General features: G+C 67.1%; 11 protein-coding genes. All 11 read left to right on the forward strand.

Annotation, left to right across the window (positions count from 1 at the left end; all coding sequences use genetic code 11):
- Position 1 precedes the first annotated feature (1 nt).
- Positions 2–1,423, forward strand: a complete 1,422-nt coding sequence (lysA, locus tag JOF45_RS04230) for a diaminopimelate decarboxylase (protein WP_210048106.1) — start codon at positions 2–4, stop codon at positions 1,421–1,423.
- Positions 1,424–1,491: 68 nt separating this feature from the next.
- Positions 1,492–2,829 (forward strand): homoserine dehydrogenase, encoded by a 1,338-nt coding sequence (locus JOF45_RS04235; RefSeq protein WP_210051290.1) that lies wholly within the window; start codon positions 1,492–1,494, stop codon positions 2,827–2,829.
- A gap of 18 nt (positions 2,830–2,847) precedes the next feature.
- Positions 2,848–3,966: a threonine synthase gene (gene thrC, locus JOF45_RS04240; protein WP_210048107.1), complete on the forward strand. Its 1,119-nt coding sequence runs from the start codon at positions 2,848–2,850 to the stop codon at positions 3,964–3,966.
- A 5-nt stretch (positions 3,967–3,971) separates the two neighbouring features.
- Positions 3,972–4,997 (forward strand): homoserine kinase, encoded by a 1,026-nt coding sequence (thrB, locus tag JOF45_RS04245; protein WP_210048108.1) that lies wholly within the window; start codon positions 3,972–3,974, stop codon positions 4,995–4,997.
- A 250-nt stretch (positions 4,998–5,247) separates the two neighbouring features.
- The gene (rho, locus tag JOF45_RS04250) at positions 5,248–7,290 is read left to right on the forward strand and encodes a transcription termination factor Rho (protein ID WP_342591383.1); all 2,043 of its coding nucleotides are present in this window, start codon (positions 5,248–5,250) and stop codon (positions 7,288–7,290) included.
- Between the two features lie 138 nt (positions 7,291–7,428).
- The gene (prfA, locus tag JOF45_RS04255; RefSeq protein ID WP_210051292.1) at positions 7,429–8,511 is read left to right on the forward strand and encodes a peptide chain release factor 1; all 1,083 of its coding nucleotides are present in this window, start codon (positions 7,429–7,431) and stop codon (positions 8,509–8,511) included.
- Positions 8,511–9,434: a peptide chain release factor N(5)-glutamine methyltransferase gene (gene prmC / locus JOF45_RS04260; protein ID WP_210048110.1), complete on the forward strand. Its 924-nt coding sequence runs from the start codon at positions 8,511–8,513 to the stop codon at positions 9,432–9,434. The genes prfA and prmC overlap by 1 nt, the downstream gene beginning before the upstream one ends.
- Positions 9,422–10,078 carry an L-threonylcarbamoyladenylate synthase gene (locus JOF45_RS04265; protein WP_210048112.1) on the forward strand — a complete coding sequence of 219 codons (657 nt, stop codon included), beginning with the start codon at positions 9,422–9,424 and terminating at the stop codon, positions 10,076–10,078. Before prmC ends, JOF45_RS04265 begins: the two co-directional genes overlap by 13 nt.
- Positions 10,075–11,211 (forward strand): MraY family glycosyltransferase, encoded by a 1,137-nt coding sequence (locus JOF45_RS04270; RefSeq protein ID WP_210048114.1) that lies wholly within the window; start codon positions 10,075–10,077, stop codon positions 11,209–11,211. Before JOF45_RS04265 ends, JOF45_RS04270 begins: the two co-directional genes overlap by 4 nt.
- Complete coding sequence (locus JOF45_RS04275) at positions 11,208–11,624, forward strand: hypothetical protein (protein ID WP_210048115.1); 417 nt, start codon at positions 11,208–11,210, stop codon at positions 11,622–11,624. Before JOF45_RS04270 ends, JOF45_RS04275 begins: the two co-directional genes overlap by 4 nt.
- Positions 11,625–11,821: 197 nt before the next feature.
- Complete coding sequence (gene atpB / locus JOF45_RS04280) at positions 11,822–12,631, forward strand: F0F1 ATP synthase subunit A (RefSeq protein WP_245324124.1); 810 nt, start codon at positions 11,822–11,824, stop codon at positions 12,629–12,631.
- The last annotated feature ends 34 nt before the right edge of the window (positions 12,632–12,665 follow it).

The raw sequence follows: 12,665 nt of genomic DNA on the forward strand, positions 1-12,665 counted from the left end.
CATGGCACAGGATCATCCGCTGGCCCCGTCATGGCTCAGCTCCCGGAGCAGCACCGACGACCTGGAGCAGAAGCTCTTCCCCGATGATGCTCGGCGCGAGGCCTCGGGCTCCCTGAGCATCAGCGGGGCCGAGGTGACCCGTCTGGCCGAACAGCACGGCACTCCGCTGTACGTGCTCAGCGAGGAGGACTTCCGCCGTCGGGCACGCAGCTTCCGTGAGGCCTTCGGCGAGGCCTTCGCCCCGGAGGCTGAAGTGGACGTCTTCTATGCCGGGAAGGCCTTTCTGAGCACCCACGTGGCCCGCTGGGCAGCGCAGGAGGGGCTCTGCGTGGATACTGCCTCGGGCGGGGAGCTGGCCATCGCTCTGGCCGCAGGGGTGGATCCGGTGCGGATCGGCCTGCACGGCAACAATAAGTCCGACGCCGAGATCCGGCGTGCTCTGGACGCCGGGATCGGGCGGATCATCGCAGACTCTCTGGACGAGCTGAACCGGATCGCGCAGTTGGCGCAGGACGCCGGCACAACCGCCCCGGTCATGCTGAGGCTGACCCCCGGGGTCCACGCCTCCACCCACGAATACATCGCCACCGCTCACGAGGACCAGAAGTTCGGCCTCTCGCTCAGCGGGGGTCGGGAGTCGGCGGCCTGGACCGCCGTGCAGAAGGCCCTCGACGCACCCGCCATCGATCTGCGCGGACTGCACTGCCACATCGGGTCGCAGATCTTCGAGCCCACCGGCTTCGAGGTCGCCGCACAGAAGCTCATCGCCTTCCTGGCCGAGATCCGCGAAGACCGCGGAGTCGAGCTGGCGGAGCTGGACCTGGGCGGCGGGCACGGCATCGCCTACACCGAGGCCGACTCTCCACGGGACCCCCGTGAGATCGCTGAAGCGCTGGCCGCCACGGTCAAGCAGTCCTGCACCGAGCACGGTCTGTCTGTGCCGCGGATCTCCATCGAGCCGGGCCGGGCGATCGTCGGGCCCGCGGGCGTCACGCTCTACACCGTGGGCGTGCAGAAGGACGTGGGTGTGGACACCCCTGACGGCGGCAGCACCACCCGGCGCTATGTGGCCGTGGACGGCGGCATGAGCGACAACGCACGCGGAGTGCTCTACGACGCCGACTATTCGGCCGTGCTGGCCAGCCGGAAGGTCGAGGGAGAGCACACGCTGTCTCGCATCGTGGGCAAACACTGCGAGTCCGGTGACATCGTGGTCCGGGACGTATACTTGCCGACGGCGACGGAGCGGGGCGATATCCTTGCCGTCCCGGCCACCGGAGCCTATTGCCACTCCCTCTCGAGCAACTACAACTACCTCACCCGGCCGGCTGTGGTGGCTGTGAAGGACGGAGCTTCCCAGGTGCTGATCCGCCGGGAGACCGAAGAGGACATGCTCGGCCGGGACACCGGCTTCGCCCCCTGATCCTGACAGGGCGGCTGATCTGACCTGCGAATCCCGGAGTCGGCTCCGGATGACTGACGAATGAGGTGATCGCCAGCGTGGACGCGTTGAAGATCGGTCTGCTGGGCGCTGGGAATGTGGGCGCCCAGGTGGCCAAGACTCTGGTGGAGGAGCGCGAGCTGATCGCTGGGCGCGTCGGCACCGGAGTGAAGCTGATCGGCGTCGCGGTCCGTGACGTGGAGGCCCCGCGGGACTGGAAGATCCCCGGTGAGCTGCTCACCACTGATGCCGAGTCCCTGGTGGATGAAGCAGACCTGGTGATCGAACTGCTGGGCGGCCTGGAGCCGGCCGGTGAGCTGATCACCCGCGCGCTCAACCGCGGCGCAGCGGTGGTGACCGGCAATAAGGCGCTGCTGGCCACCCGAGGCGGCGAACTGCATCGTCTCGCTGAGGAGAAGGGCGCGCTGCTGCACTTCGAGGCGGCCGTGGCCGGTGCCATCCCGATCCTCCGTCCCGTCCAGGAGTCCCTCTCCGGGGACCGGATCACCAAGGTGATGGGGATCGTCAACGGCACCACCAACTACATCCTCGATCAGATGGACACCACCGGTGCCGCCTTCGAGGACGCGCTGGCCGAGGCTCAGCGCCTGGGCTACGCAGAGGCTGACCCCACCGCCGATGTGGAGGGTCACGACGCCGCGGCCAAGGCTGCCATCCTTGGAACGCTGGCCTTCCATGCCCCCTTCACCATCGATGAGGTCTACTGCGAGGGCATCACCGGAGTCACCGGTGAGGACATCGAGGCCGCTGCGGCGTCCGGCTATGTCATCAAGCTCTTGGCCATCATCGAGAAGACCGAGGCCGGCGCGATTCTGCGTGTCCACCCGACCCTGCTGCCGCGCACCCACCCGCTGGCCAGCGTCCGCGGGGCCTTCAACGCCGTGTTCGTGGTGGCGGAGAACGCCGGCGAGCTCATGTTCTACGGCCAGGGTGCCGGTGGTCAGCCCACCTCCTCGGCCATCATGGGTGATGTGGTCTCCGCGGCACGCCGGCTGCGCGGCAGCCCGGCCGACCTTCCCGGCCTCAGGGAGCAGGCCGCCGACGGCACCGTGCCTGCTCTGCCCATCGAGGAGGCAGAGACCCAGTATTACATCGACATGGTCGTGGCCGATCGGGAGGGCGTCATCGCTGAGGTGGCCCGCGTGCTGGCAGATCATCATGTCTCCATCGAATCGATGCGTCAGCCCGGCTCCGTCTCCGCGGAGGGCGAGGTCGACGCCGACGGTGTGGACAAGAGGGGCGCAGTGGTGCAGATCGTCACCCATCTGGCCCGGGAGAAGGACCTCGACGATACGGTCGCGACTCTGAAGGGTCTCGGCGTGGTCAAGGCGGTCAACTCGGTCCTCCGGGTTGAGGTCGAACAGTAGGACAAGGCTGGAGCATCAATGGCGCATCAATGGCGCGGAGTAGTCCGCGAGTACGCTGACCGTCTGCCGGTGGACGAGTCCACCCAGGTCATCACGCTGGGGGAGGGCGGAACTCCGCTGGTCTGGGCCCCAGCCCTCTCTGAGCTGGTCGGCGGCGAGGTCTACCTGAAGGTCGAGGGGATGAATCCCACCGGATCCTTCAAAGACCGCGGCATGACCATGGCGATCACCGCTGCTGTGCGCGACGGCGCCAAAGCGGTGGTCTGCGCCTCCACCGGCAACACCTCAGCCTCGGCGGCGGCCTATGCCACCCAGGCAGGGCTGACCTGTGCGGTGCTGGTGCCTGCCGGCAAGATCGCGATGGGCAAGCTCTCCCAGGCGGTGGCCCACGGTGCCGAGATCATCCAGATCGACGGCAACTTCGACGGCTGCCTGGATGTGGCGCGCAAACTGGCCGAGAACTACCCGGTGTTCCTGGTCAACTCGGTGAACCCGTCCCGGATCGAGGGACAGAAGACCGGAGCCTTCGAAGTGGTGGACTACCTGGGCGATGCCCCGGACTACCACCTGCTGCCGGTGGGCAACGCCGGCAACATCACCGCCTACTGGAAGGGCTACCAGGAGTACGCCCAGCCCTGGACCAACCCGCACACCGACCAGCGGCTGGAGCCGATGGCCACCAAGACCCCGATCATGTGGGGATTCCAGGCAGCCGGTGCTGCTCCGATCGTGGCCGGACACCCGATCACCGAGCCGGACACAGTGGCCACGGCCATCCGGATCGGCAACCCCGCGTCCTGGGAGCAGGCCGAGGAGGCCCGCGACGTCTCAGGTGGAGTGATCGAGCCGGTGACCGATGACGAGATTCTGCATGCTCACCGTTGGCTCTCGGCCAAGGAGGGCGTGTTCGTGGAGCCCGCCTCTGCATCCGGGGTGGCAGGACTGATCAAGAAGCACGCAGCAGGTGAGGTCCCTGAGGGTCGACGCTTCGTCATCACAGTGACCGGCCACGGCCTGAAGGACCCGGACTGGGCGATCAACAATCCGGAGATCGCTGCTTCCGACGGGTCCGAACCCTCCGCCGTCACCAAGGTGGACCAGGACGTCGAGACTGTGGCCCGGCAGCTGGGGCTCTGAGCAGGATGCAGTCCGCGCGGCCCGTCCAGCCAGTTCAGCCGAATCAGCCAGCTCAGCCTGCCCAGCCCACCCAGTCTGCCCAGGAGACGCTGCGCCAGCCGATCACCGCTCCGCTGGAGTTTCGGCTGCGCGTGCCGGCCACCAGCGCCAATCTGGGCCCCGGCTATGACTGCATGGGGCTGGCGCTGGGCTGGGAGGACGTCATCGATGTCCAGGCTGCGCCGCGGCGGAACCCGGAGGCCGCGCAGCTGAGCGTGGAGATCACGGGGCAGGGGGCCGGCACGCTGCCCACCGACGCCTCACATCTGGTGATCTCTCTGGTCCAGAGGATCCTGGCCGCGCGCGGCTACGCACTGCCGGATCTGCACCTGCGCGCACACAACACCATTCCGCATTCGCGCGGCATGGGGTCCTCGGCGGCAGCAGTGGCCACTGCTGTGGTGACGGCCTCTCAGCTTCTGCCGGAGGGTCTGAGCCCGGAGGAGCAGCTGCAGATCGGTTCGCGCATCGAAGGCCATCCGGACAACTATGTCCCTGCTCTGCGCGGGGGAGTCGCCCTGTCCTGGGAGGACGATCGCCGATTCGCGACTGTACCGCTGCAGCCCCATCCCCAGCTGCGCACCGTCCTCGCGGTGCCGGACTTCGAACAGTCCACTGAGGCCGCGCGGGATCTGCTGCCTGCCCAGGTCCCTCATCAGGAAGCCGCCCGGAACTCTGCGCGCTCAGCGCTGCTGGTGCATGCGCTGACCACCGATCCCGCGGTGCTGCTGCAGGCGACCGAGGACGCACTGCACCAGGAGTATCGGCGCAGCGCCTTCCCCGCCTCGATGGAGCTGGTGGACCGACTGCGTGCGGCCGGACACGCTGCCGTCATCTCCGGGGCTGGACCGTCAGTCCTGGTGCTCACCAGCGGTGATGACGCAGCTCAGGCCGCGGCCGGGCTGATCAGCGAGCTGCCGGGGGAGACCTGGACCCCCGCGATCCTGCCGATCAGCACCACAGGTGCTACAGTGGAGGAACACCCGCGGTGATCGTTCTGATGAGTCCATCGAGATGATCGGCTGTTCATGATCGCCGCAGTTCTTTCGCACGAGTTGCGCTCTCTTCCTCGCAGTACAGCGAGCCTCATTCTCGCCTGCGTGCAGGAATCCATCTCATCGCGAAAGCCCGCAATGAACCGACGGCCGTCTGTAGTGCCGTCGACGACCAATGCAGGACGACGAGACCGGGCGTATCAGAGTTCCGGATCGTGCCTGCCCGACGAGGGGGAAGGAATCCTTCGTGACCGAAACCACCACTGAGACCACTCAGGCTCAGGGCGCCGAATCATCTGAGGCAAAGAACGGCGGTCTCGCCGGCCTCAAGCTGGCGCAGCTGCAGGCACTGGCTTCCCAGCTCGGCATCAAGGGAAGCTCACGCATGCGCAAGTCCGCTCTGGTGGACGCCATCTCTTCGCATCAGCGCGGCGGCGCCGTGGCTGAGCGTGACGAGAAGGCCTCCAAGGGCGAACAGGCCCAGGAGAAGGGCCAGAACGAGAAGCCCCAGCAGGACGACTCCCAGAACGAGAAGCCTCAGCAGGCCGAGGGCCAGTCCAACGGCCGCTCGAAGACGGGCGGCAAGGCTGACCAGTCCCAGGACGGGCAGAAGGCTGAGCAGCATTCCGAATCTGACAAGGGCCAGGACGCAGATGCGCGTCAGAACGCTGCGAAGGGCCAGAAGGACAAAGCCCAGAACGCGGAGCGGACCCAGAAGGACGGCGCTGGTCAGGATGCCGAGTCCGCAGCGCAGTCCGGCTCCGGTGAGGAGTCCGGCAAGGGCGGCGGTGGCAGTCGGAACCGCAACCGCGGCAAGCGCCAGGACGGCCAGCAGGATGAGGGCCAGCAGGGCGAGAGCCGCAACGGCCGTGAGGACCGCAAGGACGACGGTGAGAACCGCGGCGGCCGCGACAACAACCGTGAGAACACCAGCCGCGACAACAACCGCGACGGCGGCGGGAACAACCGCGGAAATCGCGACAACAACAACCGCGACAACAACAACCGGGACGGCGGCGGACGGGACGGCGAAGGCCGCAACCGCCGCAACCGCAGCCGCAACCGCAACGACCGGAACGATCGCAACGACCGTCGTGGTCGCAGCCGCGGTCCCGAGGTGGATGACACCGAGGTCACCGAGGACGACGTCCTGATCCCCGTCGCGGGCATCCTGGACGTGCTGGACAACTACGCGTTCATCCGCACCTCCGGCTACCTCTCCGGACAGAACGACGTCTATGTCTCGCTGCAGCAGGTCAAGCGCTACAACCTGCGCAAGGGCGACGCCGTCCACGGCGCCATCCGGGCACCGCGTGAGGGCGAGAAGCCCAATAAGCGCCAGAAGTTCAACGCCCTGGTCAAGCTTGAGTCGGTCAACGGCCGCCCGGCCGACGACAACGGCAACCGGGTGGACTTCAACAAGCTCACCCCGCTCTACCCGCAGGAGCGCCTGCGCCTGGAGGGCGACCCGAAGAACGTCGGGCCCCGTGTGATCGACCTTGTCGCCCCCATCGGCAAGGGCCAGCGCGGTCTCATCGTCTCCCCGCCCAAGGCCGGCAAGACGATGATCCTGCAGTCCCTGGCGAACGCGATCAAGACCAACAACCCTGAGGTCCACCTCATGATGGTCCTGGTCGACGAGCGCCCGGAGGAGGTCACCGACATGCAGCGCACGGTCGACGGTGAGGTCATCGCCTCCACCTTCGACCGTCCGGCCGATGACCACACCACAGTGGCCGAGCTGGCCATCGAGCGCGCCAAGCGCCTGGTGGAGATGGGCAAGGACGTCGTGGTGCTGCTGGACTCCATGACCCGCCTGGGCCGTGCCTACAACACCGCGGCACCGGCGTCGGGCCGCATCCTCTCCGGCGGTGTGGACGCCAACGCGCTGTACCCGCCCAAGCGGTTCTTCGGCGCGGCGCGCAACATCGAGAACGGCGGCTCGCTGACCATCCTCGCCACCGCACTGGTGGAGACCGGCTCCAAGATGGACGAGGTCATCTTCGAGGAGTTCAAGGGCACCGGCAACATGGAGCTGCGTCTGTCCCGCCGCCTGGCCGATAAGCGCATCTTCCCGGCGGTCAACGTCAACGAGTCCTCCACCCGTCGTGAGGAGAACCTCCTCTCCCCGGATGAGGTCAAGATCATGTGGAAGCTGCGCCGGGTGCTCTCTGGTCTGGAGCAGGAGCAGGGCCTGGACCTGCTGCTGAAGAAGATCAAGGAGACCAAGTCCAATGCGGAGTTCCTGATGCTCACGCAGAAGACCACGCTGGGCAACGTCGACTCGTAGCTGAGCGGTCCGAGGCCCTGTCGACGTCGTGCTGCGGCGTCGACAGGGCCTCACCCGTATCAGCCCGCAGAGTCAGGGGCGCCATGCCCCACCACCACAGCACAGAGGTCTTCGATGAACACTGATACCAACGCCCACATGTTCGACTCGGTCGACACGCTGCTCCAGGAACATCAGGAGCTGCAGCAGAAGCTGGCGGATCCGGACGTCCACGCCGACCAGGCGCTGGCCAAGAAGCTGGGCCGTCGCTACGCCCAGCTCAACGGCGTCGTGGAGGCGCATAAGACCTGGAAGCAGCTGACCGATGACCTCGAAGCGGCCGCGGAGCTGGCCGACGAGGATGCGGAGTTCGCCGCCGAGGTGCCGCGCCTGCAGAAGGAGCTCCAGGCGGCCTCGGACCGTCTGCTGCGCATGCTCATCCCGCGGGATGAGAACGACGTCCGCAACGTGATCATCGAGGTCAAAGGCGGAGCCGGAGGTGACGAGGCGGCGCTGTTCGCCGGAGATCTGCTGCGCATGTACTCGCGCTACGCCGAGTCCAAGGGCTGGAAGACGGAGATCATCTCCTCCACGCCCTCGGACCTCGGGGGGTATAAGGATGTGCAGATGGCCATCAAGTCCACCACCGATGACCCGGCCCGGGGCGTCTATGCGCATCTGAAGTTCGAAGGCGGCGTCCACCGGGTCCAGCGGGTGCCGGAGACCGAGTCTCAGGGGCGCATCCACACCTCGGCCGCCGGCGTGCTGGTGCTGCCAGAGGTCGATGAGCCCGAGGAGATCGAGATCGCGCAGAACGATCTGAAGATCGATGTCTATCGTTCCTCAGGTCCCGGCGGGCAGTCGGTGAACACCACTGACTCAGCGGTGCGCATCACTCACCTGCCCACCGGCATCGTGGTGGCCATGCAGAACGAGAAGTCGCAGCTGCAGAACAAGGAAGCGGCCATGCGTGTGCTGCGCTCCCGTCTGCTGGCCCACCAGCAGGAGCAGATCGACGCGGAGAACGCGCAGGCGCGCAAGTCTCAGGTCCGGACCATGGACCGCTCCGAGCGCATCCGGACCTACAACTTCCCGGAGAACCGCATCGCCGATCACCGCACCGGGTATAAGGCCTACAACCTCGACGCCGTCATCAACGGTGACCTGGAGCCCGTGCTGCAGTCCTGCATCCAGATGGAGGAGCAGGAGCGCCTGGCCGCACTCGGCGAGAACGCCGGCTGATGGAGCTCGATCACCTGCTGCGCGACGCCGTCCGCCGGCTCGCCGATGCTGGCATCCCATCCCCGCGGGCCGACGCCGAGCTGCTGGCCTCCTGGGTGCTCGGGCTGAGCCGAGGTGAGCTCGCGCTCAAAGCTCTGACCGGTCTGGAGGTGAGCGGGGCCGACGCCGAACGCATCAGTGACCTGGTGGCCGAGAGGTGCCGTCGCGTTCCGCTGCAGCATCTGACCGGTTCGGCTCCGTTCCGCTCGCTGGAGCTGCGGGTCGGCCCCGGGGTCTTCATTCCGCGACCTGAGACCGAATCGGTGGTCGAAGCCGTCCTGGGCCAGCTGCGTCGCCTCGGCGAGGAGGGGATCCGCCGTCCCCGAATCGTGGACCTGGGCACCGGCTCAGGAGCCATCGCCGCCGCCGTGGCCGCCGAGTTCCCTGCCGCAGAGGTCCATGCCGTGGAGCTCTCTGCGGAGGCCGTGGCCTGGGCCCGGATGAACTTCGAGGTTCTGCCCGACCACGCCGCCCAGGTGACGCTGCACCACGGCGACCTCCGCCGCTCACCGGAGCTGCTGGGAGAGCTCAGCGGAACCTTCGACGTCGTGGTCTCCAACCCGCCCTATATCCCCGCGGACATGGTGCCCACGGAGGTCGAGGTGCGTGAGCATGATCCGCAGATGGCGCTCTACGGCGGGGGAGAGGGCGGGCTCGAGCTTCCCTTCGCCGTCGTCGCGGCCGCCGAGGAGCTGCTTCGTCCCGGGGGCTGGTTCATCATGGAGCACGCTGAGCTCCAAGCCGGACCGATCGCTGAACACTGTGCGGCGCAGCCCCTGCTGGAGTCGGTGCACACCCACCGGGATCTGACCGGTCGGGACCGGGCCACCAGCGCCGTGCTTGCCCGGGCACAGAGAGGAGACGTGGCAAAATGGCGCGCGTGAGCGAGATCCTCGACTGTCATGACCCCGAAGCCCGCGAGACCGCACTGACCGCCGCCCACCAGGCCCTGGAGGCCGGCGAATGCGTGGTGCTCCCCACCGACACCGTCTATGGGATCGGTGCAGATGCCTTCTCCCCGCATGCGGTGACCGTGCTACTGGCGGCCAAGGGCCGCAACCGCACGATGCCTCCACCGGTGCTGATCGGGCGCATGGCCGTGATGGACGCTCTGGCCACTGAGATTCCGGACGAGGCCCGTGCCCTGGCCGAGGCCTTCTGGCCCGGAGGGCTGACCCTCATCCTGCAGGCCCAGCCCTCGCTGGCCTGGGACCTGGGAGAGACCCGGGGGACGGTGGCCCTGCGCATGCCGGCCGACGACCTCGCCCTGGACCTGCTGGGACGCACCGGGCCGCTGGCCGTCTCCTCCGCCAACCGGACGGGGCTGGAGGCCGCCACCACGGCCGAACAGGCCAAGAACATGCTGGGGGAGGCCGTCTCCGTCTACCTCGCCGACGGCGACCGCAGCACCACCCGGCCCTCCACGATCGTGGACTGCACCGTCAGTCCGGCGAAGGTCGTGCGCGACGGTGCCATCACGCTTCAGGAGCTGCGCGCCGTCGTCCCCGAGGTGCTGGGCGGCGAATGATCTACTTCCTGACGGTGCTCACCATCTCTGCGGTGGTGACCTACCTTCTCACGCCGCTGATCCGGATCATCGGGCTGCGGCTGGGCGTCTACACCCCTGTGCGCGCCCGCGACATCCACCAGACCATCAAACCCCGCTGGGGCGGGGTGGCCATGTACGTGGGCATGATCGTCGGACTGGGGGCGGCCGCGGCCATCCCGTACCTCAGCGGCATCTTCGCCGATCTGACTGCGGTGCGCGGCGTCTTCCTGGCCATGCTGCTGATCCTCACGGTGGGGATGATGGACGACGCCTGGGACATCCACTGGGCCATCAAACTGGTGGGACAGGTGGGCGCCGGGGTGCTGCTGGTCCTCCATGACATCCGTCTGGAGGTCATGCCGGTGGGCTGGCTGGGAGTGGGGGACCAATGGGTCCAGGCCCTGCTGACCGTCTTCCTGGTGGTCCTGACCATCAACGCCTTCAACTTCATCGACGGCTTGGACGGACTGGCCGCAGGGGTCGCGGCCCTGGGCGGAAGCGCCTTCTTCATCTACAGCTATCTGCTGACCCTGTCGATCAACGAGTTCGACGCGTCCAACCTGGTCACCCTGCTCATGGCGGTGCTGGTGGGAGCGTGCCTGGGCTTCCTGCCGCACAACTTCCATCCGTCCAAGATCCTGATGGGCGACACCGGGGCCATGCTGCTCGGACTGGTCATGGCGGCCGCCGCCCTGGCGGTGACCTCGGACCTGGGCCAGATGTCCGACGGCTTCCGCTTCCGCAACATCCCGGCCTATATGCCGGTGCTGCTTCCGCTGGCGGTCACCCTGCTGCCGCTGCTGGATCTGCTGCTGGCCGTGGTGCGCCGCACTGCCCGGGGGGCCTCACCGTTCAGCCCGGACCGCGGGCATCTGCACCATAAGCTCATCGACGGCGGCTACTCCCATCCCCAGGCGGTGCTGCTGCTCTACCTGTGGTCCTTCCTCTTCGCCTACGGCGCGGTCTCCTTCAACTTCCTGCCCTGGTGGCTGGTCACCGCTGCCATGCTCCTCAGCCTGGGCGGAGCCACGCTTCTCACGTTGGGACCGTGGCTGCGCCGTCGCGCGGGCCGGGTCAACCGTGACCATCGTGAGTCGGAGTCCGCGGTATGAAGGCCTTCCCGCGCGCCACCGGATGGCGCCGCATCCTGATGGCTACCACGACGGCGGGCGCTGCCGTCACCGTGGTCGCGGCCGTGCTGGGGGCGGTCGTCAGCTCCGGCGCGGCGGCCGCCGGCGCTGCTTTCGGGGGAGCGATCGTACTGGCGCTCACCGGGGCCAGCCTGCTCGTGGTGGACCAGACCGAGCGCCGGGCGCCGCATCTGAGCATGATCATGTTCATGCTGGCCTTCGCCCTGAAGCTCAGCCTGTTGGCCCTGCTGCTGATGCTCGTACCGGCCCCGGGCTGGATCGAACCCATGTGGACGGTGCTGACCGCCGCCGCCGTCGTGGTGACCGTCCAAGCGGTGCAGATCGCCACCTTCAGCCGCCTGCGACTCACTGTGACGCCCGATGCCGAGCAGTAGTTCGGTTTTTTCTACGCTACGTAGTAAAGTGTGGGCGGTGCGGAGACATGCCGTGAGTCACTTTGGTCTTTGGTAAACTTTCCGAGGATCGGACCACAGAGTTCTTTTCACTCGCACTATCTAAGAGACGGACTTCCTCCGGCTCGCCGATGCCCGGGGCAGATGCCCGATGACGGACACCGCAGAGAGGACCAGCGTTGCAGTCGCTTGCGCACGCAGCCGCCGATGAAGGTGGCTTCCAGGCCCCTACGATCAGCGAGACCCACCTTCCGGAGATCTTCCCGTGGATGGCTGAATGGGGGACCGGCTTCGGCAAGAACATGCTGATGGCGCTCCTGGCCGTCTTCGTCATCTCCTGGTTCTTCATGTGGGCCATCCGGAAGCAGGCCCTGGTGCCTTCCCGGACCCAGTACATCGCAGAGTCGGCCTACGGATTCGTCCGCCACACCCTCGGCCGCGACATCCTCGGCGAGAAGCACTTCAAGCCCTGGATCCCCTTCCTGTTCACCGTCTTCTTCTTCGTCCTGGTGAACAACCTCTTCGGCGCGGTCCCCGGCCTGCAGCTGCCGACCTTCTCCCACGCCGGCCCGGCCTACGCCATGGCCCTGATCGTGTGGTTCGCCTGGGTCGTGCTGGGCTTCAAGCTCCACGGCGGCAAGTTCCTCAAACTCGTGACCGTGCCCTCCGGCGTGCCGAAGTTCCTGCTTCCGCTGCTGGTGCCCATCGAGTTCCTCTCCAACTTCATCATCCGGCCGCTGACGCACTCCCTGCGTCTGATGGCTGTGATGCTCGCCGGCCACATCATCGTGATGCTCGCCGGTTCCGGTGCCGAGTTCCTGATCACTCAGCAGGAGGGCCTGGGCAGCACTGGGCTCGGCGTGCTGATCCTGGTCGGCTCCATCCCGCTCTACTTCCTCGAGCTCATCATGATGGTCCTGCAGGCCTTCGTCTTCGCTCTGCTGACAGCCATCTACATCCAGGGCTCGATCGAAGCAGAAGCCCACTGATCCACGTTTCTGTCCGTCCCCCGACAACCAGACT

The organism is Nesterenkonia lacusekhoensis, from assembly GCF_017876395.1.
Classification (GTDB): domain Bacteria; phylum Actinomycetota; class Actinomycetes; order Actinomycetales; family Micrococcaceae; genus Nesterenkonia; species Nesterenkonia lacusekhoensis.